This window comes from Paraburkholderia sp. SUR17, assembly GCF_029536165.1.
GTDB lineage: Bacteria > Pseudomonadota > Gammaproteobacteria > Burkholderiales > Burkholderiaceae > Paraburkholderia > Paraburkholderia kururiensis.
In genome coordinates this window covers 34241-58563 of sequence record NZ_CP120509.1, presented here as the reverse complement: position 1 = coordinate 58563, position 24323 = coordinate 34241, and the positions used below count along the sequence as shown (strand labels likewise).

The window sequence follows — 24323 nt, the reverse complement described above, 5'->3', positions numbered from 1 at the left end:
ATCGCGCTCGCTTGCCCATTCCGTTGCAACGCCGCTGCTTGCCTCATCGCTGTCTCCCGATGGCGGCAAGGAAACGCCGCCGGTCACACTTCGATGCCGTATGCCGCAATCTTCTTGTAAAGCGTCGCGCGTCCCATGCCGATACGCGCGGCCGCGGCCGCAACGTGTCCGTCGCATGCCTCAAGCGCCTCGCCCAGAAAGCGCTTCTCGAAAGCCGCCATCGCATCGGCCCATGACTGCTGGGCGGGCGCTTCGGCCACGGCCGTTGCCGTTGCCGCGGCAGCATCGCGACCGCCAGCCGCCACATTAGCCGCGGCGGCCGGCGCGGCGCTCGCGCCATGCGAAGCGCCGGCCACGGCGATGAACGGCGCGAGCGCCCGCGCATCGATGCGCTCGCTGTCCGACAGCATCACCGCCCGCTCCAGCGTGTTGCGCAACTCGCGCACGTTACCGGGCCACGCATGCGAGCACAACAGCCGCAACGCGTCCTCCTGTAGCTCGAAATGACCGCCGCGTCCCGCTGTGGAAAGGTCCTCCAGAATCGCGTAAGCGAGCGACTCGATATCCGACAACCGTTCGCGCAGCGGCGGCGCATGGATGGTCAGCACGTTGAGGCGATAGAAGAGATCGGCGCGAAAGCGTCCGGCGGCGACGAGCGCGGGCAAGTCGGCCGAGGTCGCCGCGATGATCCGCACGTCCGCGCGCACGATGCGATTCGAGCCGAGCGGTTCGAACTCGCGGTCCTGCAGCACGCGCAGCAGCTTGCCTTGCAGCGCCAACGGCATATCGCCGATCTCGTCGAGAAACAGCGTGCCGCCGTCGGCAAGCTCGAACTTGCCGACGCGGCCCTTTCGATCCGCGCCGGTGTACGCGCCCGGCGCCGCGCCGAAGAATTCGACTTCGAGCAGCGTGTCCGGAATGGCGGCCACATTTACCGTAACGAGCGGCTTGTCGGCGCGCGACGACGCGCCATGAATGGCATGCGCAAGCAGTTCCTTGCCCGTGCCAGTTTCGCCCAGCAGCAGAACCGGCGAGTCGACCTGCGCCGCCCGCCTCGCCTGACGCTTCACCTCGAGGCTCGCGGGGCTCGTGCCGACAAAGCTCGCAAACGTGTACTTGGCCCGCCGCGCCTGGGCGAGCGACTGGCGCGTCGCGATCAACTCCTGCTGGACCCTCGAATAGTGGGAAAAGAGCGGCGTGAGCGCCTTGAGTTCGTCGAAGAGCGCAAAACCCACGGCGCCGATGGTCGTGCCCGCATCGTCCTTCAGCGGCAGACGCGTGACGACGAGCGGTTCGCGGTCCGTCTCGAGGATGTCGAGCAGAATCGGTTTGCCCGTGTTCACGACCTCGCGCATGAGGCTGTTGGGAATCACGGTCTCGCAGTCGAGGCCGATGGCCTGCTGCGGGTCCGCAAAACCGAAGCGCGCGGCGTAGCGCTTGTTGATCCACACGACGCGCGCGTCGGCATCCACGATGAACGTGCCTTCGCTGAAGTTTTCGAAGGTGCGGAAAAGCGAATCCATGGCGCGGCGCAGCACATCGCCGTAGGTGGCGGGCAGGCCAGCCCAGTCGTTCATCATGCTGTCAGCGTCTCCCGGCATGCTGGATGTCCCGTTGTCTCCAGTTCGAGAAAATCGTATCCCGCAGCGGAGACGGGCAGCAAGCCCGTAAATACACGGATATCGGTGTAATCTGTGGCCCGCGTATGCTCCGCGGCGTCTCTCTATGGAGACAGCCTGGTACGGCCAGCGATGTGACTCGCCGCTCGACGTGACGGGCGGCTCGCTGTGCCAAACACCGCACAGCCGCCTCAGGCGGGGTGGCCCGACGGTACCCGAATGCCAGCGGCACCGTTTACAGGCCGACAGGCACGGAACCTGCATACAGCGGCGCGCTTCATCGCGCCGCAACATGCCCCACCGCACCCGCGAAGCCGGCGCGTACACGTAAAACAACCAGGAGACTCAATGTCCTTTGTCATCGTCCTTGCCGCTCTGGCGTTTCTGATGTTCGCCGCCTATCGCGGCTACAGCGTGATTCTCTTCGCGCCCATCGCGGCTCTCGCCGCCGTGCTGCTCACCGACCCCGCCGCCGTGGCGCCTGTGTTCTCCGGCATCTTCATGGAGAAGATGGTCGGCTTCGTGAAGCTGTATTTCCCCGTGTTTCTGCTCGGCGCCGTGTTCGGCAAGGTGATCGAACTGTCCGGGTTCTCCGAATCGATCGTGGCGGCCGCCATCCGGTACATCGGCCGCTCGCGCGCCAATGCCGTGATCGTCGCGGTGTGTGCGTTGCTGACCTATGGCGGCGTGTCGCTCTTCGTCGTGGTCTTTGCGGTGTACCCGTTCGCCGGGGAGCTCTACCGCCAGAGCAACATTCCGAAGCGTTTGATGCCGGGCGCGATTGCGCTGGGCGCGTTCTCGTTCACGATGGACTCGCTGCCGGGCACGCCGCAGATCCAGAACATCATCCCGACCACGTTCTTCAAGACGACCGCCTGGGCCGCGCCCGCGCTCGGCGTGATCGGCTCGCTGTTCATCATCGTGGTGGGTCTTACCTATCTGGATTGGCGGCGCCGCAGCGCGATGGCCAAGGGCGAAGGTTACGGCACGGCGCTCGTGAACGAACCGGAGCGCGTGGAGACGGCAAGCCTGCCGCATCCGCTGCTGGCCGTCGCGCCGCTCGTGCTGGTGGGCGTGGCGAACTTCGCGCTCACGCGCCTGATTCCGCAGTGGTACGGCGCGGCTACCTACGCCGTGGCGCCGGAGGTATTGCCTGGCGTGCACGCGCCCGTTACGGCGACCATCAAGCAGGTCGTCGCCATCTGGTCCGTTGAAGGCGCGCTGCTGCTGGGCATTCTGCTGGTCGTGCTGACGGCGTTCAACCGCGTGCGCGACCGCTTCGCAACGGGTACGAAGGCCGCCGTGGCGGGGGCGTTGCTGGCGTCGATGAATACGGCGTCCGAATACGGCTTCGGCGGCGTGATCGCCGCGCTGCCGGGCTTCCTCGTGGTGGGCGACGCGCTGAAGAGCATTCCGAATCCGCTCGTGAACGCAGCGGTTTCGGTGAGTTCGCTGGCCGGCATCACGGGGTCGGCGTCGGGCGGCATGAGCATCGCGCTCGCGGCGATGTCCGACACCTTCATCAAGGGCGCCGAGGCCGCACACATTCCGCTCGACGTCCTGCACCGCGTGGTGGCCATGGCCAGCGGCGGCATGGACACGCTGCCACACAACGGCGCCGTTATCACGCTGCTCGCGGTGACAGGGCTCACGCACCGCGAGTCGTACCGCGATATTTTCGCGGTCACGGTCATCAAGACGCTCGCGGTGTTCTTCGTGATCGCTGTCTATTACATGACCGGGCTAGTCTGAGGCCGCGCCCGTTCAGACGTTCAGAACTTCGGATGGCACTCGAATCGCAGCACCGCGCCATGCTGCTGGAACGCTTCGATGCCGTCCGTTCGCTCGTAGGCCACGCTAGTCTGCATGCCGCGGCTTTCGCAGTAATCGTTGGCTTCGGTCACCGCGCGTTCATGGGCGCGTGCCCATGCAAGCCGCCCGCCCGTGGCCGAGGCCGACACGGTGTAGGTGCCCGGCTTGTCTGTCGCGCTCACGTCCGTGGCGGAGGCGCAGCCCGCCAGCACCGCACTCGCGGCCATCAATGAAACGACCTGCGGTCCCAACGATCGCGCAAGGCGACGCATGGGACCCGTCTCGCCGGTAGAACGAGCCGCCATCATGCACACGGCCCCGTCGCAACGTGCCGCCTCGTGAGGTCGCGACATTCCAGCGCCGCGCGCAGCTTCACGTGATCGACAATCTTCTGGCTCGTCACCCGGCCCACCGCGCTGCGAATCCGTTGCGCCGTGCGCAGCAGCGGTTGCGTGTCGTCCGCGCGGTGCGCCCAGGCGCGGGCCGCGAACCAGCCGACAATCGTCCAGCCCAGCAGGATGTTCACCATCGTGATGGCGAACGCGTCAGCGTGTTCGCGCGCGTCCGCTTCGATGGAAGGAATCAGGTACAGGCTCATTGCGGCAATCACCGCGGCCCCTTCCAGAATTTGCAGCATTGCATCACCTCGTGATCGAACGTCGTGTCTCGACGAAGCGGGCCGCACATGCGGCCCGCTCCTGTTGCTTCAGCGATCAATGGGCCTTGTAGACGTCGTTCGCAACCGAGGCCACGTGGCGCGCGCCGGACTGCGACGCGCCGTCCGCCACGCCGCCGAACGCTTCGGTAGCCGCGCCGGCCACGGCGTTTTGCTCGGACGCCACCGTTTGCGAGCTTTGTCCGCGTTGCGAAGCGGGCGCGCCGTCGGCGGGACGATAGAACGGAGCCGGGCCGTACCCGCTTGCGAACGCGGGAGCAGCAACAGCGGCGGAAACAGCGACGAGTACAGCGGCGATCAGCTTGGTCTTCATGACAACCTCCAAAAGGATTTTCGATTTCGAACCGCTGCGCCGTTCGGTGGCTCAGGCACTTCAGGCAGCAGCGACGTTGGAAGGGAGTTTAGAGCAGCTCTATCGAAAATTTATGCCGATAGACTGAAATCACAATTGCGACCGGATGAACAATCGTGGTCACGACGAGCGCGGGCGCAGCAGGCCCGCGCCTTGGGCGTTTACACGGGGTGCAGAAAGCGCGGCGTCAGCCGTAAACGAAGTAAGCAGCCGCCTGCCCGGGCGGTTCAGGCCTGCACAGACCGGTCCTTAGGGCCACGAAGGGTCACAAACAGGAAAGGCAACTCCATACACGAGGCCACAAAAAGGGGGCCACGCAAACGGCCACCAGCAGGGGCCACACCATGTCCGACGGACCGTCCATACTCGATTCCATCCTTGCCACACCACCGTGCGGCAAGACAACCGTCGCCGGCTCGATTCGCGCGTCGCTGCTCTCCACGTTGTTCGAAAACACGCAGCCGCTGCTGCTCTCGGGCATTGCAAGCACGTTCGTCGCGTGCGTCGCGCTCGCGCGCCTGCATCACTTGTGGGCCGCCCTCTGGATCGTCGCCGACCTCGCGATACTGGCCGCACGGTTCGCCATCATTCGCTGCTTCGCTACGTGCAGCCGCAAGGAGGTCGTGGACCCCGCCCCGTGGGCGCGCTGGTACGCGCCCGCCGGGCTGGTGGCGTGCATTTCGTTCGGACTGGGAACCATGGCGTGCGTGATGTCCGGCGACGCCCAGCTCGCCACGCTCGCCATCATGGTGACGGCCGGCATTCTGGGCGGCATCGCGTCACGCAACGCGGCCGTCCCGCGCCTTGCCATTACGCAGCTATGCTTCGGCGCGCTGCCTATCGGTCTGGGCGGCCTGCTCGCCTGGCGCGGCGGATGGTGGATTCTCGTGCCGCCGCTCGGGCTCTATCTGGCGGCGATGGTGTCCGTGGTGCGCCGCCATTACACCGGCCTCGTGGCGCTGATGACCGCGGAGCAGAAGCACGCCGAACTCGCCGCACGCTTCGACGCGGCGCTCGCTCACATGCCGCTCGGCCTGTGCACGCTCGACGACGCGAATCGCGTCGTAATCGCCAACCGTCGCACAGCCGAGCTGTTCGGCGCCACAGTGGAGGCGCTGAAACTCAACGTGCCGCTGCCCGAGTTCATCGGGCACGTGGGCCTCGTGAGGTTCGGCGAAACGCTGCGACAGGAGCTCGTGAAGCGCTGCGCCGCGTGGCTTGCGCGCGAAGCCGGTCCGCTCGACCTCGAACTCACCGACGGCCGCCAGCTCGAGATGACGCGCAACCCGGTGCCGGACGGCAGTTCGGTGATCATCATCGAAGACGTGACGCAGCGGCGCGAGGCGCAGGCCCAGATTCTCTACTGGGCCTCACACGATCCGCTGACCGGTCTGCTCAACCGGCGCGACCTCTGCGAGCAACTGGAACGCCTGCTGGGCGTGCGCGATCAGCCACCAGGCGTCACGGTGGCCGTGATGTACCTCGACCTGGACGGCTTCAAGCAGGTCAACGACGCGCTCGGCCATCACGCCGGCGACGAAGTGTTGCGAATGGTGTCGGAGCGGTTGCGCCGCCTGTTGCGGCAGGGCGAGATCGTGGCGCGCCTCGGCGGCGACGAATTCGCGATCGTGGTCGAGAGCGCCACACGCGCGCTCGGCGCGGCGCTGGCGCGTCGCATCATCCAGCAGATCTCGGGGCCGTACAGGCTGCAGAGCGGTACGTTGGCGCGCATCGGCGTGAGCATCGGCATATCGTTCGCCGCGGCGGACGACACGATGGAAGTGCTGATGAAGCGCGCCGACGCCGCGCTCTACCACGCCAAGGAAGCCGGCAAAGGCACGTTCCGCTTCCACGTGCTCGACGCCGCCGCCGAAGAGTCCGCCGCTGCGGACAACGTCGTCGGTCCGTGAGGCTCGTACGCTTCGCTGCGGGGCGCTTTGCACAAGTGACGTGATGCGTGGGGCGGCCTTGAGCCGCGTTGTATGCGGCCTCGTGCGAGGTCAGCGGCGCAGCATACCTTCGCCGCCACTGCCACCGCGCCCGCCGCAGACTTCGACATCGATCTCTTGATGGTGCTGCCTTCGCGCCACACCGCCCGACAGGCTGTGGCGCGGCGTGCGGCCCCGTATGGCGACGCGTCGAGCTTCAGAACGCGACCGTGGTGCGCAAACCGACGATGGCTTCGTTGCCGATGCGCTCCGCCGTGTTTTGCGGATTCGAAATGCCGCCCGAGGGTCGGAACACATACTGGAAGTCGGCCTGCACTTGCCACCAAGGCGCGATCTGATACTGGTACGTCGCCTCGACCACCGTTTCGGCGCTGCGCGAAGGCGTGCCCGGCGTGAAGGCGGCGGCGTCGCTTGCCTCGCCCCGCGCATGCGAACCGATGTGCGCGTAGCCCACCGCAAGACCTGCCACGTCGTTGTCACGTCCTTTGAACGGCGCCTTCAGCGTGACACCCGCGTTCATGCCGAAGTCGACGAGATTGCGGTCGCCGGGCGCACCCATGAGCCGCGCGAATACACCGATCGACCGCGGGCTGTCGGGCCCTGCGCGCCACACCATCTGGTCCGCGACGGCGTAAAAGCTGTAGTCGCCGCGATGCGACGCCGGTGTGCCCGTGCTCGCCGGGTTGGCGAGCGAAAGGCCGGTGTTGTCGAACCGCTGATCGTCGAAACGCTGCGTGTTGTACCAGAAGCCGAGCTTGTAGGTGCCCGGCAGGCCGGCGGGCTGCGGCGCGGAAGCATCCGACGACGGCTGGTTGATCGCGTACTGCACCTCGCCGATGAAGAGCGCGCCGTTGTGCAGGTTGAAGTTGGTGCCATGCGCGTTGAGCTTCTGCGCGTCGCCGGTGCCATCGCCCGCTGGATTGCCGTCGAATACGCCCGCGAGCACCGTCACGGAATCCGACACGGCCGCACGCACGCGAACACCGAGCGACGAGAGCGGATAGGCCGGCCCGCCCGCGGGCATGTCGCTGGACGGCAGCACGGGCCAGCCGAACGAGGCGTTCATGAAGGTGTTGCCGTACTGCGTGGACATGAACTCCTGGTCGAGACTCTGCTGCCCCACCTTCACGTCCACCTTCCCGCCCAGCAGCGATTGCTGATACCAAAGTTCCCAGAGCCGCGTGGTGGCATCCGCTTCGATACCCGTCGCGCTCTGCAGCGTCTGCAGATTGCGCGACGTGAGGTTGGTGCCGTGAATCTGGAACGCGGACACGTTGAAGGTGCCGCCCGGCAATCCGAAGGCCTTCTGCGTATCCAGCCCCAGGCTGAACTGCGTCACGCCCTGGTAGGCGCCGCCGCGTTTCACGCCGCCGGAGAGGTTGTTCAGGTACTCGCTCGTTTCCTGCAGCCCGAGCGTGATGCCGTAATTACCGAGCCACGGACGCAGACCGCCCATGTCGCCAAAGAGGTTCGAGCGGTCCCACAGCCCGGTGGGGGCGGCTGCGGCTTGTTCCGAGCCCGCTGTTGTGCCGCCGGCCGACGTGGCGGGCTGTGCAGGCGCGCCAGTCGCGGTGGAACCCGACGCCGCTGCCGCAGCGCCGTTGTTGTCGTCGGCCCATGCGCTGGGCACGAGACCCGCGCACAGCAGCACGCTCAGGCTCGCGGGAGCGCCCGCACGCAGCAGGCTCGTCTTGAGTTTGTTCTTCATGGTGTGATGGCAAGGTTATCCGCCGGCAACCCGGCAGGTTTCGATCAGACACGTTGCGTATGGCGCGGCCATGAAAACAGCAGCGGCTTGTGAGACGAGCGCGAGAGCGCCGTGATGAAGCGCGCTAACCCGACTGCGGCGAGCTAGCGGCAAAAGAGAAACCCTGCCCGCTATTTCGCGGCCATGCCGCCGGCCTCAGCCGACAAGGAACATCCACTACAGGAGCCTGCGTTCACGAGGACTTCCTTTCCGTTGAAAACGGGCCGGATTGTATGCGGGGCGCGAACGGGACAGCAAGCAAAAATGACGTAAACGCACGGCGGCGCGAATTATTCACCTGACCGTACTCATTTCATTTTGCTTTCGCGCTCGAACGTGCCCAGCGCGATGTGTGACGCGAGAAACAGAGCCAGCAAAATACCTTTGTTCTGCTTATCGAAGTCGTTGACTTGTTATTCGGCGGGCGCCTAAAATTCGAGCATCTTCACAAGCGGGGCGAATGCCTTGGATACCTGCAGTAGTCGATCTTCGAACAGATTCACTGCCTGACCGGCAGGACGTCCGCGCTCTCTTCTTCAAGCCGCCGTCTTGCCAGCAGGCAGACGGTGCGCGTCGCAGTCTCTTCCTTCGTGCACCCTTGTTCGCGCCATGTGGCGCGCCGCAACCTGCGTCCGCTCGTTGCGTGCATTCGCATGGCAGTTGCACCCCCGGCTCGCGCCGGGGGTGCCGTTCGTACGTGCCTTGCCGCCTCGCTGCATGTCGGGCGGCAGGCGCGAGCGTGAACCAATGCGTCCGTCGCGCGCGGTTTGAACCAGCGTGAAAGACGCAGCGATAAAGGAGCCGGAATGTCCGACAGCGACCCTGAACCCTTATGCCCGAATTGCCCCACATGCCCGCTATGGGCGCTTTCCTGTTTAGCTGAGGAAAGCGAGTAGACGTCCTTCACTGCGCGCGCAAAGCGCCTTTCTCCGTCTGCTGGCTTTCCGCCCAATGCGTCCCCCAAGACGCACGGAGAAACATCATGAACTTCGGCCTGCTCGTCTCCCAACTGCCGCGCGTGCACGAATCGCACGCGCACTACGACACCCTGCTTTCGCTGCAACCCCGTGAATCGCGGCTGCTTGTACGGCTCTGGCTACGGCTCTGGCGCAGCCTCGTGAACCGCGTCGCCTGACGCGCCGCAAGCGCACATTCATCTCATTCGACAAACCGCTACTCGGGGAGAAAAACCAATGTCCACGCCAGCGAATGTTTCACCACCACGCAGCCTTCAGCGCAGCGCCGTTCTGGACGATGCCCACCTGGGCGACATCAAGGGCGCACTCGGCACCATCGCTCACCATGACACTGCGCCGCGCACGCATTGGGGTGCCCGGCTGCGCACGCTGCTCGCCATTCTGGGTCCCGGCCTCATCGTGATGGTAGGCGACAACGATGCAGGCGCATTCGGCACCTACACGCAGGCGGGGCAGAACTACGGCACCTCCTTGCTATGGACGATGCTGCTGCTCGTGCCGGTACTGTTCGTCAACCAGGAGATGGTATTGCGCCTCGGCGCAGTGACAGGCGTGGGCCACGCGCGCCTCATCTTCGAACGCTTCGGCAAGTTCTGGGGCGCCTTCAGCGTGATCGATCTGTTCTTGCTGAACGCACTCACCATCGTCACGGAATTCATCGGCATGACGTTCGTGCTCGACTTCTTCGGCGTGTCGAAGGTTGCGGGTGTCTGCATCGCGGCGGCGCTCACCATGGCCGCCGTCAGTACCGGAAATTTTCAGCGCTTCGAGCGTTTTGCGGTGTTCCTGTGCGCATTGAGCCTGTTGCTCGTGCCGGTGCTCGTGACCATTCATCCGCCCCTGAGCCAGATGACGCACGATTTCCTCGTGCCCGGCTGGCCCTCGCACGGCAAGCTCGCGGACGTGATGCTGCTCGTGATCGGCATCGTGGGCACGACCGTGGCGCCGTGGCAGTTGTTCTTCCAGCAGAGCTACGTGATCGACAAGCGCATCACGCCGCGTTTCATGAAGTACGAGAAGATCGATCTCTGGATCGGCATTGCGTTCGTACTGATCGGCGCCGTGGCGATGATGGTCTTCTGCGCGGCACTCTACGCAGGCAAGCCCGAAGCGGGCAACTTCACGGACGCAGGCGGCGTGATCGCGAGTCTCGAAAAGTACGCGGGCCGCACGCCAGCCGTGTTGTTCGCCATCGCGCTGTTCGATGCCGCCATCATCGGCGCCGCAGCCGTATCGCTCTCCACGGCCTATGCGATCGGCGACGTATTCAAGATTCGCCACTCGCTGCATCGCGGCGTGTCGGACGCGAAGGGCTTCTATCTCGTGTACTTCGGCATCGTTGCCGCCGCTGCGGCGCTCGTGCTGATTCCCGGCAGTCCGCTCGGACTGCTCACGGAAGCCGTGCAAACACTGGCTGGCGTGCTGCTGCCCAGCGCCACGGTATTCCTGCTTCTGCTGTGCAACGACAAGGCCGTGCTCGGACCGTGGGCGAACACGATGAAGCTGAATGTCTTCACCGCGGCCGTCATCTGGGTGCTCGTGATGTTGTCAGTCATCCTCACGGCATCGGTGATGTATCCGGACATCAGTGGTCACACGATCATCGCCGTGCTCGCGGGCGGCACACTGCTCGCAGTGGTGGGCGGTATCGCGACGATCGGGTTGCGCTACGTTCGTCGTGAAGCGGTGGACACAGCAACGGCGAGCGCCACGGCACACGAGCAATCGTCTCGCGACACCTGGCGCATGCCGCCGCTTCACGAGTTGCCGCCGCCCAGCGTGACGCTTGCAAGCCGCGTATGGATGGCCGTGCTGCGCGGCTACCTCATGATTGCCGTAGGGCTCGTGGTCGTGAAGATCGTGCAGATGATGTTGCTCAAATAGCAAAGGTCATACGAACGACACAGAGCACGCCCGTAGCAGAACGCAGCTTAAGGGATGCTTAAGAACGGCAGCGCGCGCATCGGAAAAGCGCGAAAAGTTCGTGGAACACCAAGGAAGAGAGCGTAAGCACTTGCACTAAGCAGGGTATGTTCCGCTTGTCGAACCCTGCCCGAAGCACGCATAATGCTTGCACACCGCGCGATTCCTGCGACAGGGCGTACGGTGCTCGGATGTAGTACGAGGATTTTGTACCGGCCACCTGGCCGGTATTTTTTTGGGCCTCACACAATACTTCGCAGTCCCACGAACAATCCCCTCTCAAGTTGTTCGATCCGGAGCCGATAACACGGACAGGTTGCTGGTCCACGGACCGACAAGTACATCGCCGGCAACCTAACTCGTTATCAAACGCACATCCGCACTCCAATCGAGGGGATTCATGCTTAATATCAATACCAACATCCTGTCGCTGACGACGCAGACGAACCTGTCCGGCTCGCAAAGCGCCCTGTCGCAGGCCATCAACCGTCTGTCGTCGGGCAAGCGCGTGAACACCGCCGCTGACGACGCCGCCGGCCTCGCTATCGCGACCAGCCAGACCGCTGCCATCAACGCGCTGAATCAAGGCGTGATGAACGCGAACAACGGCATTTCGATGGTGCAAACCGCTTCGGGCGCGATCTCGTCGACCGTGGCCAACCTGCAGCGTATCCGCCAGCTGGCCGTGGAATCGGGCGACGGCTCGCTCGGCTCGGCAGCGCAAGCGAACCTGCAGACTGAAGTCACGACGCGTCTGACGGAAATCAACCGCGTTGAAACGCAAACCACGTTCAACGGCCAGAATGTGCTCGGCGGCCTCGGCAGCGTGGACTTCCAGATCGGCGCATCGGCGAACCAGACCATCACGGCGAACTTCGGTTCGACCACGTGGAATGCGTCGGGCCTGGGCGTCTCGGGCATCGACATCTCGACCACCTCGGGTGCACAGAACGCGATCACCGCAATCGACGCAGCGCTCTCGCAAGTCAACAACTTCCAGGCAACGCTGGGTGCAACGCAGAACACGTTCCAGTCCGCTATCAGCAACACGCAGACGGAATCGACCAACCTGAGCGCTGCCAAGTCGCAGATCGTCGATGCGGACTTCGCTTCGGAAACGGCGAACCTCTCGAAAGCACAAGTGCTGCAGCAAGCCGGTATCTCGGTGCTCGCGCAAGCGAACTCGCTGCCGCAGCAAGTGCTGAAGCTCCTGCAGTAAGCATCGAACGCGCGACGCGCTTATTGCTTGCGTCGCGCGATATTCAGCGCGTGGGGCCGCCCTGGGTGGCCGGCGTGCTGTCGAAGGTGGACGGTGAAAGCCGCCCACCTTTTTTCATGGGAGCGCGCTTCGATGATGTCTCGCGTGAAGCGAACGTATGCGTCGCGCCTCGGCTTCACTCCATACGCAACGCCGATACCTCGCTGGCGAGCAACGCGCGCAATTCGCTTTCATCGGGCTGCGTTCCCCAGTTGCGTGCGCCCGCCACCGATGCAATCGCGAACCACGAGTTGGGCGGAAACCATTCGTGAAGCAACGCGCCGTCGCGCAGGATGCGAAGGCGTCCCGTCTCTTCGCTGTACTCGGCACACATCTCCACGTTGTCGAATTGCGCGGTCACCGTCCGGTTCCTGGGTGGCAGCATGGGGCACTCCTGTCGGCTGATGGATCGTAGGCAGGGTGCGACAAATGCCCGCACCATGCGACGTCCGGCCCGAGGGGCCGTGGACGGGAGTCTACGCATCGGAGCGTTTGACAGGTGCAACGTGTCTGCGAGTTTGGTAACGCCGGGTTACGGTATGCGCGAAAACGCACGCAGACGGCACTAGGCCAGGGTCGGCTCGCCGCCCGTAACGTGCACGGCCACTTCGACCTGATGCTCGCCGCCGCCGAGAATCATGCCGCGCAGCAGGGACACGTCGCTATAGTCGCGCCCTGTGGCGAGCGTGACGTGATCGAGATCGGCGAGCACGTCGTTGGTCGGATCGAGATCGATCCAGCCCACGCCCGGGCAAAACACGGAGACCCACGCATGCGACGCATCGGCACCGATCAGACGCGGCGCGCCTTCGGGCGGGTCAGTTCGCAGATAGCCGCTCACATAACGCGCGGGCAAACCGAGCGTACGCAGGCAGCCGATCATCACCTGTGCGAAGTCCTGACACACGCCGTGCTTGAGTTCGAACGCGCGCGCAGCCGGGGTATCGAAGGTGGTCGCGGCGGGCTTGTACTTGAAGTCGGCGTAGATGCGATGCATGAGGTCGATCGCGCCCGCTGCAAGCGGCGTATCCGGCGTGAAACTGTGCTGTGCATAGGCACGCAGCTCAGGCAGAAGCGCGATGTTGGGTGATGCAAAGCAGAACTCGGTTTCGGGATAAAACGCGCCGCCCGCGCGAAAACGCAGCGCCTGCGCGACTTCTTCCCAAGACGGCGTGGCCTCGGGATCCAGCGATGCCCAGCGCGGCGACAGCAGCACGGTGGTCTCGCTCGTCATCTTGAGGTAGTCGTGCGGCGAGTCGAACGAGAAATAGAGCAGGTCGTTGCCGAACGCATCCACGCGGCTCGTCCGATACGAAGGCTCGGGTTCGATGCGCTCGCTGTGCGCCATCACGCGCTGCCACACACACGTGAGCGGGCGGATCGTCGCGAGATGCTGCGCGGTCTCCACGAGCGTGGAATAGCGGTACACGGTGTGATGCGAGACAGTCAGCACGACATCGCCGCTCATGGCGCCACCTGCTCGGCAAGCGAATTCGCGTGGCTGAAGTAACGCGCGCTGATCTCGTTCGAAGCCGCGGCAACGTAGGCGCCCAGCTGTTCGCACAGATCGAGCAGCACCGGAAAGCGGCCGCTCTCGCCAGGCTCGCACAACTGCTCGAGCGTGGGCAACGCCGCAACCGGTGGCATGAGTTCCGCGAACGGCGCGCGTCGCGTGCCACCTGCGGCCACGGCGATTTCATCGAGCTTCTTGCGCAGGCGGTCGTAGACGCCATAGAGGCCGCGCGGGTTGGTGGGGTCGATCACGAGCAGATCGAGCAGCGCCGGCACCTCGAAGCGCCCCGGATAAAGCGAGCGATACGTGAGCGTGCAATCGAACAGTTGTAGCAGCAGATCGAAGCCGGCGGGCGTAGCGAGCCGGCCTTCGCTCGCAATGACGTGCAGGAACGTCGTCATCGTGGCCACGCGCTCGATGTGACGACCAACGAAAAGCAGCCGCCACGCTTCGTCACGCGTCATGCGGTCGCCCTGCGCGCCGCTGATGGCCGAAAGCTGCGTGGCGAGGTCTTCCAGCGCCTTCATCAGCTTCATGCGGTCGTATGGCTCGTAGCGGTCGCGGGCGGTGCCATTGCCGCCATTGCCGCCGTTAGCGCCATTCCCACCGTTGCCGTTGCCCGAGCCGGGCCCGCCGTTCTCGAACATCTGACGCTGCCCGCCTGGCGCGAGCGACAGCCCGCTCAGCGCGTCGCGAAAATCATTGCGCGCCGCGAGGATGGTGCGCCAGTGGTCGTTGGAAAGCCGCCCTCGCACCTCCCCGCTCGCCCTCGCCTGGCTCGCGAGATTCTGGCCGATGCTCGCGTACCCCGCGTTCTCGTGCAGATTCGCAACGAGCACGCGCTCGAACGCGTGAGGCGAACTGTGCGCAAGCGTATCGACGGATGGAATCAGCCCGCACTGCGCCGCGAGTTCCGTTAGCGTTCCGAACATTTCATCGGCGTCGTTGCTTTCGAGCGACCCGAGTATCAGCCGGCACAGCCGCACGTTGTTTTCGGCGCGCTCGCCGTAACGGCCGCCCCAGAACAGGTTTTCCGCCGCACGGCTCGATACCATGCGATGCCGGCGCGCAAGGTCGCCCGGCTTCATCGGCGATGGCAGCAGCGAGAAAGTGGAACCGGGCTGACTCGACAGCACCCAGGTGTCCACACTGCTGCCGCCGAACTGCATCGAAACCGACGTCTGGTGCTCCGCCGCAAGACGCGTGAAGCCGCCAGGCAGCATGTGCCAGTCGCCGTTCAGGTCGGCAATGGCGTAGACGCGCAGCACCGAGGGCCGGCCGCCCAGCGTGCCCTCCTCGTAGCGCGGCGTGTAGGAATACGGCAATGGCTGCTGGATGGTGAACGCGTCCGCGGCCTGTTCGATGCGCTCGGCCCAGTCCGCCAGGCGCTGTGGCCCGCGCGCCATGCCGGCCGGAATGTTCGGCGCGCCGGGACCCACGCGGCCTTGCATGCCCGGCCACGTGGGCACGAGAAAAGCTTCGGAGAGCTGCGCGAACGCCTGCTGGCGCGCCGCTTCCTCGCCGCACCACCATGTGGGCACGCTGGGCAGCGCAAGCGGTTCATTGAGCACCGCCGCGGCAATGCCGGGCAGGAAGCCATGCAGCGCGGGCGACTCCACGAAGCCCGCGCCCGGCATGTTCGACACCATCACGTTGCCGGCGCGCATCACCTGGAGCAGCCCCGGCACGCCGATGGTGGAATCGGCCCGCAATTCCACCGGGTCGCAGAACGCGTCATCCAGCCGGCGCAGCAGGCCGTGCACGCGTTCCAACCCGCCCAGCGTCTTCAGGTACAGCATGTCGTTGCGCACCGTGAGGTCTTTTCCCTCCACGAGCGTCAGGCCCAGGTAGCGCGCGAGAAACACGTGCTCGAAGTAGGTCTCGCTGAAGGGCCCAGGCGTGAGCAGCGCGATGTGCGGCGAGTCGCCCTTTGCCTTGCGCTCGTCTTCGCGCATCGTCGCGCGCGCCGCCTGGGCCAACGTGGCGATGAGCTGCGAATACATGGGCGCAAGGCGCCTCACGCGCAGCGAGCGGAATGCATCGGTAAAGAGGCTCGAGACGATCAGCCGGTTTTCCAGCGCATAACCCAGGCCCGAAGGCGCTTCGGTGCGCTGCGACATCACGGTCCATTCGCCCGTGGGCGCGCGCGCCAGGTCCACTGCCACAATCTGCAGATACTGGCCGCCCGGCGGCGTAAAACCCTTCACCGCGCGCAGATAGCCAGGGTGGCCGTACACCAGCGCGGGCGGCAACAGGCCGCGCTGCAGCAACGTCTGTTCGCCATAGACGTCGGCCACGATGGCGTTAAGCAGCTTCGCGCGCTGCGCCACACCGCGCTCGATCACCGCCCATTCGTCTTCGTCGATCAGAAACGGCAGCAGGTCGAGCGCCCATGGCCGCGGCTCGCCCTTGTCGGCATAGACGTTGTACGTGATGTCGTTGCCGCGGATCTGCTGCACGACCGACGTCGCCGCCTGTTCGAGCCCGGCCACACCGTCTTCGCCCAGCAGGCCGAAGAAGCGCCGCCACGGCTCGCGAATCGCGCCGGACGTATCGCGCAGCTCGTCCCAGTGCCCGCCGCGGGCAGGCAGGATGCGCAGCAGCGCGAGTGCTTCGGCGTGGTCCGCAGTGGACTCGAACGGCAGGGTCGATTGAAAAGCCAAGGTCTTGGGTGCGTTTGATCGCGTGTTGGAGCCAGTACGTCAGTCGGGTCGAGTCAGTCGGGTCAAGTCAGGCGCGGCGAAGGTCCAGCGTGAACGGGAATTCGAGGCTGCGCGTGCACGGTTCGACTTTCATCGGTCCAGGCGTATGGCCGATGGTGAAGAAACGCGCGCGCCGCCGGCTTTCCGCCTCGTACGCGTTGACCGGAAACGTCTGATAGTTACGCCCGCCCGGATGAGCGACATGATACTGGCAACCGCCTACGGAACGCCCGCTCCACGTGTCCACGATGTCGAACGTGAGCGGCGCATGCACGCCGATAGTGGGATGCAGCGACGTCGCCTGCGACCACGCACGAAAGCGCACGCCGGCCACGTGTTCGCTCACGCGGCCCGTGGGTTGCAGCGGCAGCGGTTCGCCGTTCACGGTCACCACGTGGCGGCTTTCGTTGAGGCCGAGCACGCGCACTTCGAGCCGCTCCACCGACGAATCCACGTAACGCACCGTGCCGCCCATGGCGCCCTCTTCGCCCATCACGTGCCAGGGCTCCAACGCGTGGCGCACGGTCAGCGCGATGCCATTCGTGTCCAGTTCGCCGACCAGCGGAAAGCGGAACTCGAAATGCGGCGCAAACCATTCGCGCTCGAACGCGTAACCTTCTTCGCGCAGATCGGCGAGCACGTCGTCGAAATCCATCTGCACGAAAGTGCCCAGCATGAAGCGGTCGTGCAATTCCGTGCCCCAGCGCGTGAGGCGCGTGGTGTACGGCGTCTTCCAGAAACGCGCCACCAGCGCGCGCAACAGCAGTTGCTGGACAAGGCTCATGCGCGCATGTGGCGGCATTTCGAAGCCGCGCAGTTCGAGCAGGCCGAGGCGGCCGGTGGGACCGTCGGGCGAATAGAGCTTGTCGATGCAGAACTCCGCGCGGTGCGTGTTGCCCGTCACGTCGATCAGGATGTTGCGCAGCGTGCGGTCAATCAGCCACGGCGGCAGCCGCGTGCCCGATGCGTCGCCATACGTGCCGAGCAGATCGAGCTGATGCTGGATCTCGGCGAAGGCGATCTCGAGTTCGTAGACCTGATCGTTGCGCGCTTCGTCCACGCGCGGCGCCTGGCTCGTCGGTCCGATGAAAAGCCCTGAAAACAGGTACGAAAGCGACGGATGGTTGTGCCAGTAAGCCACGAGGCTCGCGAGCAGATCGGGACGACGCAGGAACGGGCTGTCCGCAGGCGTCGCGCCGCCCAGCACGAAGTGATTGCCGCCGCCCGTACCGGTGTGGCGGCCGTCGACCATGAACTTCTCGGTGCACAGATACGATTCGTGCGCCACCTGATACAGGTGCTCGGTGTGGTCCACGAGTTCATCCCAGTTCGAGGCGGGATGAATGTTCACCTCGATCACGCCGGGGTCCGGCGTGACTTGCAGCAGCTTCAGGCGCGGGTCGCGCGGCGGCGGATAGCCTTCGATCATGACCTTCATGCCCAGCTCGGCGGCGGTGGCCTCCACGGCGGCGAGCAGGTCGAGATAGTCGTCGAGCACGGTGAGCGGCGGCATGAAGACGTGCAGCAGCTTGCGGCCGCTGCCGAACGTGTCGTCTTCCACCTGCGGGCCCGCCGCGCGAGCCGGGTCGCGCGCTTCCACGCACAGCGCCGTGCGCGTGACCCACGCTGCCGATTCGCCGCGAGCCGGTAGTTGGCGAGGCGTGCCGTCTGCGGATGAGTCCCCATCGCCCAGGCCCGCGCCCCGCGCATAACGCGCGCCGCCTGCCGGACCGCCTTCTGCAAACGCCGACAGTCGCTCAGCCAGCCCCATGTCTTCGAGCGCGACTTCATCGGCCAGTGCCAGCGCTTCGTCGCCGGTAGCGGCCACGCCCGCGTCCTGGTACTGCATGCGCAGTTCCGCCGCGGACCGCAGCGGCACCGGCGGCGCAAACGGATCGTGCGCGTGCTGCCACGGGTAATCGCTGGACGTGACCCATGGCAGCGAATCCAGCGGCAGACGGTAGCCCATCGGCGAGTCGCCGGGGATCAGGTACATGCGTTCGTCGCGGAAGAACCACGGCCCGCTCACCCAACGCGGACCTTGCAGCGACGGCTGGCCGCGCGCCGCCTCGCGTTCGCGCGCGAGCGGCAGCACGTAGCCCGTCACGGCCTGCAAACCGGCATCGAATACGCGGCGCAGGCGCATGCGCTCCAGCTCGTCGTCGAGACGCGAATCGAACGGATCGACGTTGACGGGCAGGCGTCGCTCGCGCCACAGGTAGTACCAGACGTCCTCGTAGCCGGGCTGGATGTATTGCGCGTCCAGCGCGAGTTTGCCCGCGAGGTGGTTGATGAACCGTTGGGCGTCGTCGGACGTGTAGTACGCCGGCTCGCGTTCGTCGGCGAACAGCGTGGGGTCTTGCCAGCACGGCTCACCGTCCGTGCGCCAGTAGAGCGACAGCGCCCAGCGCGGCAGTTGCTCGCCCGGATACCACTTGCCCTGACCCACGTGCAGAAAGCCCGCCGCGCCGTAGCGCGCGCGCAGCTTGTCCATCAGCGCCACGGCATAGCCGCGCTTGGTGGGGCCGAGCGCGTCCGTGTTCCATTCGGGCGCGTCGCGGTCGCGCACTGAGACGAAGGTCGGCTCGCCGCCCATCGTGAGGCGCACGTCCATTTCCGTGAGGTTCGCATCCACCTGCGCGCCCATCTTGAGCACGCCGTCCCAGCTTTCCTCGCTGTAGGGCTTCGTCACGCGCGGCGTTTCGAGCACGCGCTGGATCGACATGGTGTGCGAAAACTCCACCTCGCACTCGTCCACCGCGCCCGAAATGGGCGCCGCACTGCCCGGCTCCGGCGTGCAGGCCACGGGAATGTGGCCTTCGCCCGCGAGCAGCCCCGAAGTTGGGTCAAGCCCGATCCAGCCCGCGCCCGGCAAGAAGACTTCGCACCATGCGTGAAGATCCGTGAAGTCCACTTCCGCACCGCTCGGGCCATCGAGCGATTTCGTATCGGGCTTCAACTGCAGCAGGTAGCCGGACACGAAGCGCGCCGCCAACCCCAACTGGCGCAGCGTTTCGACGAGCAGCCAGCCCGTGTCGCGGCACGAGCCCGAGGCATTTTGCAGCGTCTCTTCCGGCGTCTGCACGCCGGGCTCCATGCGGATCAGGTAGCGAATCTCGTGTTGCAGGCGCTGATTGAGGTCCACCAGAAAGTCGATGGTCTTGCGCGGCGAGCGGTCGATGCTCGCCACGAATTGCGCAAAACGCGGCGTCGGCTCGCGCTTCACGAGATACGGCGCAAGCTCTTGCATGAGTTCCGCCGGGTACGAGAACGGAAAATGCTCCGCATGGGGTTCGAGGAAAAAATCGAACGGGTTATAGACGGCCAGTTCGGCCACCAGATCCACCGTGACGCGGAATTCGCGCGTGCGCTCCGGAAACACGAGCCTTGCCTGGTAGTTGGCGAATGCGTCCTGCTGCCAGTTGATGAAGTGCTCGGCGGGCTCCACGCGCATCGAATACGAGACGATGGGCGTGCGGCAATGCGGCGCGGGCCGCAGCCGCACCACCTGCGGCGAGAGCCCGACGAGCCGGTCATAGCGATACTGCGTGACATGGTTCAACGCGACACGAATGGACACACCGGACTCCTCGATTGATTCCCGAATGAACCCCGCGAAGCGGGAAGAAACGAAAGCGGCGGCACCGGAGAAGGTCCATACCGCCGATAGCGACGAAGGCGATCACAAGCACGTGCGCACCGTGCAGCGGCACGATGATGCACGGCCAACGCGTGATTACGGTGACGCAAAGATGCGCCACACGGCCGGCGTGTGAAATGATTGCGACGACTGACCACGGAAGCCAAAGAATGAAAACGTTTCATTGCGACCGCTGCCAGCAGCTTGTTTTCTTCGAGAACGTTCGCTGCGAGCGATGTGCCGCGCTGCTCGGCTACGTGCCGCAAAGCGGCGAGATCAGCGCGTTCGAAGACGCGGGCGACGGGCTCTGGCGACGCCTCGGCGCCGGCCAACCCGGCGCATCGACCGCGCCGGGCGAGTCCGCCGAAACGAGCGACGGCCCGCTCTTTCGCCAATGCCACAACTACGCGGTGGAAAACGTCTGCAACTGGATGATCCCCGCCGATTCCCCCGACACACTGTGCCGCTCGTGCCGCTTCACGCGCACCATTCCGAACCTCGACCGGTCCGACAACCGGCTCTACTGGTATCGGCTGGAAGCGGCCAAGCGGCGCCTGCTCTACACGCTCATGGCGCTGAACCTGCCCGTACGCCCGCGCGCGGAAGACCCGAAGCGCGGGCTCGCCTTCGAGTTCCTCGAAGACACCGCCGAAGACAAGAAGGTCATGACCGGGCACAACCGCGGCGTCATCACGGTCAACATCGCCGAAGCGGACGACGCGCATCGCGAACAGACCCGCTCCGCGCTGGGCGAGCCGTACCGGACGCTGCTCGGCCACTTTCGCCACGAGACGGGCCACTACTTCTTCGACCGGCTCGTCACCGGCCGGCGCGGGCTCGCGCAGTTCCGCAAGCTCTTCGGCGACGAACGCGCCGACTATGGCGCAGCGCTCGCGGCGTACTATCGCGACGGTCCGCGCGCCGACTGGGCGCAGTCGTACATCAGTGCATACGCCACCATGCACCCCTGGGAAGACTGGGCCGAAACGTGGGCGCATTATCTGCATATTGTGGACACGCTGGATACCGCTACCGCGTGCGGACTCGTGCTCATCCCCGAGCGTCCGCACGAACCCACTCTCACGGACCGCACGCCGGTGGACGAAGCGAGCTTCGACGACCTGATGGCGCGCTGGTTTCCGCTCACCTATGTGCTCAACAGCCTGAACCGCAGCCTCGGCATGCCGGACGGGTATCCGTTCACGCTGCCGCCGCCTGTCATCGACAAGCTGCGCTTCGTGCATCGCGTCGTGGTTGCGGGCGCCGCGAGCACTGCGGCACCTGTTGCTTCGCGGCCCTGACCGCTCCTGTTGCACGCGTCACGCCGCCTGCTGCTGCTCCATTTCGGGCGCGAGCGGCACGAGGAAATCGCGGCTGATGCAGCTTGCCAGTTCGTTCACGCGCGCGAGGAAATCGACAAGCCATGCGTGCAGCCCGCCGCTCAGAATGTCGCCGATGCGCGAATCGCGCACGTCCGCGTAGAGCTGCGCGGCAAGCTGCTCGGTTTGCGCCGAGCGCGCGTTGCGCACGCGGCCAAGAATCTGCTTCGTTTCTTCGAGGCTCGCGGCAAGCGAACGCGGCCAGTCGCCGAACAGAATCAGCAGACCCGCCACGCGCTCCGGCGTAATGACGTCGCGATACACCTTGCGATAGACCTCGAAGCCCGACACCGAACGCAACACCGCCGCCCAGTGGTAGTAGTCGAGCGAATGGGCAAACGACTGCGCGGCGGGTTGCGCGCTCGCACCACCCAACTGTTCCAGCTGCTCCAGCATCTCGAACTTCACGTCGAGAATGCGCGCGGTGTTGTCCGCGCGCTCGATGAACGTACCGAGTCGCAGGAAGCAGAACGCGTCGTCCTTCACCATGGTGCCGGCCTGCACGCCGCGCGAGAGATGCGAGCGGAACTTGACCCACTCGAAGAACTCGCACGGGTCGCGCTCCAGCACGCCTTCGGCCAGCATGCGCTGCGCGTCGAGCCACGTCGTGTTGATGGTCTCCCATAGCTCCGTGGTGATGGAGCCGCGCACCGCACGCGCGTTTTCGCGCGCCGCCCGCAGGCAACTGATGATCGACGAAAGATTGGCGAGATCAGCGGACATGAACGCAATGACGTCGCGACTCTTCATGCCGGCGCCCTGGTGGGCGGCCGCGAAGTTGCCCGCGAGTTCCGAAATGGAGAGCATGGCGCGCCAGCCCAGCCCCGCGTACTCGTCCGATTGCGGCAGCAGCGACATCTGGTAATTCGCGTCCAGCATGCGCGCAGTGTTTTCGGCTCGCTCGGTATAGCGGGCCATCCAGAAGAGGTGGTCGGCGGTACGGCTCAGCATGGGTGCTCCTGAATGGCGTTGAATCGATCTGGCGAAGGTGCCGGAGGCATGGCCGTCGGCGGGCGGGCGAGCGTTATCGCTCCAGCACCCAGGTATCTTTCGTACCGCCTCCCTGTGACGAATTGACGACAAGCGACCCTTCGCGCAGCGCAACGCGCGTGAGACCGCCCGGCACCATGCGCACTTCGTTGCCCGAGAGCACGAACGGACGCAGATCGATATGACGCGGCGCGATGCCGGCTTCCACGTAGGTGGGGCACGTGGAGAGCGAAAGCGTGGGTTGCGCGATGTACTTGTCGGGATGCGCGATGAGCGCAGCCCGGAACGCCTCGATTTCGGCGGTCGTGGAGGCAGGGCCTACCAGCATGCCGTAGCCGCCCGCGCCGTGCGTTTCCTTCACCACGAGTTCGGGCAGATGGTCTAGCACGTACTGCAGGTCGCCTGGCTTGCGGCACATCCAGGTGGGCACGTTGTTGAGAATGGGCTCTTCGCCCAGGTAGAAGCGCACCATGTCCGGCACGTAGGGGTAGATCGACTTGTCGTCGGCCACGCCTGTGCCTACTGCGTTGCACAGCGTCACGTTGCCGGCGCGGTACACGTCGAGCAGACCGGCCGCGCCCAGTGTGGATTCCGGGCGGAACACGAGCGGGTCGAGGAAGTCGTCGTCCACACGGCGGTAGATCACGTCGATGCGCTGCGGCCCTTGCGTGGTGCGCATGTAGAGATGATGGTCGTCGACGAACAGGTCCTGGCCTTCCACCAGTTCCACGCCCATCTGCTGCGCGAGGAACGCGTGCTCGAAGTAGGCGGAGTTGTACATGCCCGGCGTGAGCACGACGATGGTGGGGTTGTCCACGCCCTCGGGCGCCGCGGCGCGCAGCGTGTCGAGCAGCAAATCCGGATAGTGAGCCACGGGCGCCACGCGGTTGCGCGCAAAGAGGTCCGGGAAGAGCCGCATCATCATCTTGCGGTTCTCCAGCATGTACGAGACGCCCGAAGGCACGCGCAGGTTGTCTTCGAGCACGTAGAACTCGCCCTCGCCGGCCCGCACGATGTCGATGCCGGCCACGTGCGCGTAGATGTCGCGCGCCACCTTTACGCCCTGCATCTCCGGGCGATACTGCGCGTTGCCGACGATCTGCTCAGCCGGAATCACGCCTGCGCGCACGATCATCTGATCGTGATAGATGTCGTAGATGAAGCGGTTCAGCGCATTCACGCGCTGCCGAAGGCCGTTTTCGAGCGCGGCCCACTCGTGTGCGGGAAAGATGCGGGGAATGACGTCGAACGGAATGGTGCGTTCGGTGCCCACACCGGTTTCGTCTTTTGCGCCGTACACCGCGAACGTGATGCCGACGCGCCGGAAATTGAGATCCGCTTCGGCGCGCTTGTTGCGAATCTGCTGCTCGCTCTGCCCGGACATCCATGAGAAGAACTCGCGGTAGTGAGCCCGCGGGTCGCCTGCCTGCGGAAAGGCCGCTGCCGATACGCCGCGCACATCGAGTTCGCTGCGTTCGAACATCTCGCTGAAGAAAGCTTGCGTCATAACCGGTCATCCAATCGTTGTGCCCGCCATGGTCCGGCCCGGTTGCGCCCGCGATTCAACCGCACCGCGACCGCTCTTCGCTCAAGCGCTCTTCGATCGACGCAATAACACTGAACAGCGCTTGCGCTGCTCAGTATGGTGCAGCATGCGCGCATGCCGCCGCAATCTTTATCGCCCGATCGAGTAACCGCTATGCGGCGGCCCGCGTTCAATCGCAGTCCGAACCGCGTTTTCATCGCTTGCACCGTGCATGGACGGGTTCCGTGCCGGCGCAAACCA

18 protein-coding genes are annotated in these 24323 nt (G+C 65.2%); 7 read left to right on the top strand and 11 right to left on the bottom strand.

The annotated features are described in order from the left end of the window. Positions 1 to 83: 83 nt before the first annotated feature. Positions 84 to 1580: a sigma 54-interacting transcriptional regulator gene (locus P2869_RS17845; RefSeq protein WP_277599886.1), complete on the bottom strand. Its 1497-nt coding sequence runs from the start codon at positions 1578 to 1580 to the stop codon at positions 84 to 86. 387 nt (positions 1581 to 1967) lie between these two features. Between P2869_RS17845 and P2869_RS17840 the strand changes: the two genes are divergently transcribed. Next, positions 1968 to 3371, top strand: coding sequence for a GntP family permease (locus tag P2869_RS17840; RefSeq protein ID WP_277599039.1), 1404 nt, complete (start codon positions 1968 to 1970; stop codon positions 3369 to 3371). A gap of 20 nt (positions 3372 to 3391) precedes the next feature. On the opposite strand, the gene P2869_RS17835 is transcribed toward P2869_RS17840, so the two are convergent. From P2869_RS17835 to P2869_RS17825, 3 genes are all read right to left on the bottom strand, one after another. Next, positions 3392 to 3658 carry a hypothetical protein gene (locus P2869_RS17835; protein ID WP_126875580.1) on the bottom strand — a complete coding sequence of 89 codons (267 nt, stop codon included), beginning with the start codon at positions 3656 to 3658 and terminating at the stop codon, positions 3392 to 3394. 77 nt (positions 3659 to 3735) lie between these two features. Beyond that, positions 3736 to 4068: a superinfection immunity protein gene (locus tag P2869_RS17830; RefSeq protein ID WP_017774233.1), complete on the bottom strand. Its 333-nt coding sequence runs from the start codon at positions 4066 to 4068 to the stop codon at positions 3736 to 3738. A 76-nt stretch (positions 4069 to 4144) separates the two neighbouring features. Beyond that, the gene (locus tag P2869_RS17825) at positions 4145 to 4420 is read right to left on the bottom strand and encodes a hypothetical protein (protein WP_017774232.1); all 276 of its coding nucleotides are present in this window, start codon (positions 4418 to 4420) and stop codon (positions 4145 to 4147) included. A gap of 383 nt (positions 4421 to 4803) precedes the next feature. On the opposite strand from P2869_RS17825, the gene P2869_RS17820 reads away from it, so the two are divergent. After that, positions 4804 to 6369: a diguanylate cyclase gene (locus tag P2869_RS17820; protein WP_277599038.1), complete on the top strand. Its 1566-nt coding sequence runs from the start codon at positions 4804 to 4806 to the stop codon at positions 6367 to 6369. 235 nt (positions 6370 to 6604) lie between these two features. Here the strand turns inward: P2869_RS17820 and P2869_RS17815 are convergent, their stop codons facing one another. Then, positions 6605 to 8116, bottom strand: coding sequence for a carbohydrate porin (locus P2869_RS17815; RefSeq protein ID WP_277599037.1), 1512 nt, complete (start codon positions 8114 to 8116; stop codon positions 6605 to 6607). A 1021-nt stretch (positions 8117 to 9137) separates the two neighbouring features. On the opposite strand from P2869_RS17815, the gene P2869_RS17810 reads away from it, so the two are divergent. The 3 genes from P2869_RS17810 to P2869_RS17800 all read left to right on the top strand — a co-directional run bounded on the left by P2869_RS17810 (position 9138) and on the right by P2869_RS17800 (position 12274). Beyond that, positions 9138 to 9290, top strand: coding sequence for a hypothetical protein (locus tag P2869_RS17810; RefSeq protein ID WP_277599036.1), 153 nt, complete (start codon positions 9138 to 9140; stop codon positions 9288 to 9290). A gap of 58 nt (positions 9291 to 9348) precedes the next feature. Then, complete coding sequence (locus tag P2869_RS17805; RefSeq protein ID WP_277599035.1) at positions 9349 to 11016, top strand: NRAMP family divalent metal transporter; 1668 nt, start codon at positions 9349 to 9351, stop codon at positions 11014 to 11016. A 439-nt stretch (positions 11017 to 11455) separates the two neighbouring features. Further along, the gene (locus P2869_RS17800; protein ID WP_017774226.1) at positions 11456 to 12274 is read left to right on the top strand and encodes a flagellin domain-containing protein; all 819 of its coding nucleotides are present in this window, start codon (positions 11456 to 11458) and stop codon (positions 12272 to 12274) included. A gap of 175 nt (positions 12275 to 12449) precedes the next feature. Here P2869_RS17800 and P2869_RS17795 read toward each other — a convergent pair whose 3' ends face one another. From P2869_RS17795 to P2869_RS17780, 4 genes are all read right to left on the bottom strand, one after another. Continuing rightward, positions 12450 to 12698: a hypothetical protein gene (locus tag P2869_RS17795; protein WP_277599034.1), complete on the bottom strand. Its 249-nt coding sequence runs from the start codon at positions 12696 to 12698 to the stop codon at positions 12450 to 12452. A gap of 180 nt (positions 12699 to 12878) precedes the next feature. Then, positions 12879 to 13781 carry a transglutaminase family protein gene (locus tag P2869_RS17790; protein ID WP_277599033.1) on the bottom strand — a complete coding sequence of 301 codons (903 nt, stop codon included), beginning with the start codon at positions 13779 to 13781 and terminating at the stop codon, positions 12879 to 12881. Then, on the bottom strand, positions 13778 to 16489 hold the full coding sequence (locus tag P2869_RS17785) for a circularly permuted type 2 ATP-grasp protein (RefSeq protein ID WP_277599032.1): 2712 nt from the start codon (positions 16487 to 16489) through the stop codon (positions 13778 to 13780). The genes P2869_RS17790 and P2869_RS17785 overlap by 4 nt, the downstream gene beginning before the upstream one ends. A 67-nt stretch (positions 16490 to 16556) precedes the next feature. Continuing rightward, a complete protein-coding gene (locus P2869_RS17780; protein WP_277599031.1) occupies positions 16557 to 20108 on the bottom strand; it encodes a transglutaminase family protein in 3552 nt (1183 codons plus the stop codon). Between the two features lie 25 nt (positions 20109 to 20133). Between P2869_RS17780 and P2869_RS17775 the strand changes: the two genes are divergently transcribed. Then, a complete protein-coding gene (locus tag P2869_RS17775) occupies positions 20134 to 20304 on the top strand; it encodes a hypothetical protein (protein ID WP_277599030.1) in 171 nt (56 codons plus the stop codon). Between the two features lie 34 nt (positions 20305 to 20338). Next, a complete protein-coding gene (locus tag P2869_RS17770) occupies positions 20339 to 21469 on the top strand; it encodes a putative zinc-binding metallopeptidase (RefSeq protein ID WP_277599029.1) in 1131 nt (376 codons plus the stop codon). A gap of 18 nt (positions 21470 to 21487) precedes the next feature. On the opposite strand, the gene P2869_RS17765 is transcribed toward P2869_RS17770, so the two are convergent. Together P2869_RS17765 and P2869_RS17760 are read right to left on the bottom strand one after the other, a co-directional pair. Continuing rightward, positions 21488 to 22498 carry an alpha-E domain-containing protein gene (locus P2869_RS17765; protein ID WP_017774220.1) on the bottom strand — a complete coding sequence of 337 codons (1011 nt, stop codon included), beginning with the start codon at positions 22496 to 22498 and terminating at the stop codon, positions 21488 to 21490. Positions 22499 to 22571: 73 nt separating this feature from the next. Further along, on the bottom strand, positions 22572 to 24020 hold the full coding sequence (locus tag P2869_RS17760; protein ID WP_233425694.1) for a circularly permuted type 2 ATP-grasp protein: 1449 nt from the start codon (positions 24018 to 24020) through the stop codon (positions 22572 to 22574). Positions 24021 to 24323: the final 303 nt, after the last annotated feature.

What these genes read in the sequence shown, in the direction of transcription:
- P2869_RS17810 (WP_277599036.1), top strand. Translation starts at nt 9,138, where the DNA reads ATGAACTTCGGCCTGCTCGTCTCCCAACTGCCGCGCGTGCACGAATCG.
- P2869_RS17845 (WP_277599886.1), bottom strand. Translation starts at nt 1,580, where the DNA reads ATGATGAACGACTGGGCTGGCCTGCCCGCCACCTACGGCGATGTGCTG.
- P2869_RS17760 (WP_233425694.1), bottom strand. Translation starts at nt 24,020, where the DNA reads ATGTTCGAACGCAGCGAACTCGATGTGCGCGGCGTATCGGCAGCGGCC.
- P2869_RS17815 (WP_277599037.1), bottom strand. Translation starts at nt 8,116, where the DNA reads ATGAAGAACAAACTCAAGACGAGCCTGCTGCGTGCGGGCGCTCCCGCG.
- P2869_RS17790 (WP_277599033.1), bottom strand. Translation starts at nt 13,781, where the DNA reads ATGAGCGGCGATGTCGTGCTGACTGTCTCGCATCACACCGTGTACCGC.
- P2869_RS17765 (WP_017774220.1), bottom strand. Translation starts at nt 22,498, where the DNA reads ATGCTGAGCCGTACCGCCGACCACCTCTTCTGGATGGCCCGCTATACC.
- P2869_RS17840 (WP_277599039.1), top strand. Translation starts at nt 1,968, where the DNA reads ATGTCCTTTGTCATCGTCCTTGCCGCTCTGGCGTTTCTGATGTTCGCC.
- P2869_RS17825 (WP_017774232.1), bottom strand. Translation starts at nt 4,420, where the DNA reads ATGAAGACCAAGCTGATCGCCGCTGTACTCGTCGCTGTTTCCGCCGCT.
- P2869_RS17805 (WP_277599035.1), top strand. Translation starts at nt 9,349, where the DNA reads ATGTCCACGCCAGCGAATGTTTCACCACCACGCAGCCTTCAGCGCAGC.
- P2869_RS17800 (WP_017774226.1), top strand. Translation starts at nt 11,456, where the DNA reads ATGCTTAATATCAATACCAACATCCTGTCGCTGACGACGCAGACGAAC.
- P2869_RS17835 (WP_126875580.1), bottom strand. Translation starts at nt 3,658, where the DNA reads ATGGCCGCGAGTGCGGTGCTGGCGGGCTGCGCCTCCGCCACGGACGTG.
- P2869_RS17830 (WP_017774233.1), bottom strand. Translation starts at nt 4,068, where the DNA reads ATGCTGCAAATTCTGGAAGGGGCCGCGGTGATTGCCGCAATGAGCCTG.
- P2869_RS17770 (WP_277599029.1), top strand. Translation starts at nt 20,339, where the DNA reads ATGAAAACGTTTCATTGCGACCGCTGCCAGCAGCTTGTTTTCTTCGAG.
- P2869_RS17775 (WP_277599030.1), top strand. Translation starts at nt 20,134, where the DNA reads ATGAACCCCGCGAAGCGGGAAGAAACGAAAGCGGCGGCACCGGAGAAG.
- P2869_RS17795 (WP_277599034.1), bottom strand. Translation starts at nt 12,698, where the DNA reads ATGCTGCCACCCAGGAACCGGACGGTGACCGCGCAATTCGACAACGTG.
- P2869_RS17820 (WP_277599038.1), top strand. Translation starts at nt 4,804, where the DNA reads ATGTCCGACGGACCGTCCATACTCGATTCCATCCTTGCCACACCACCG.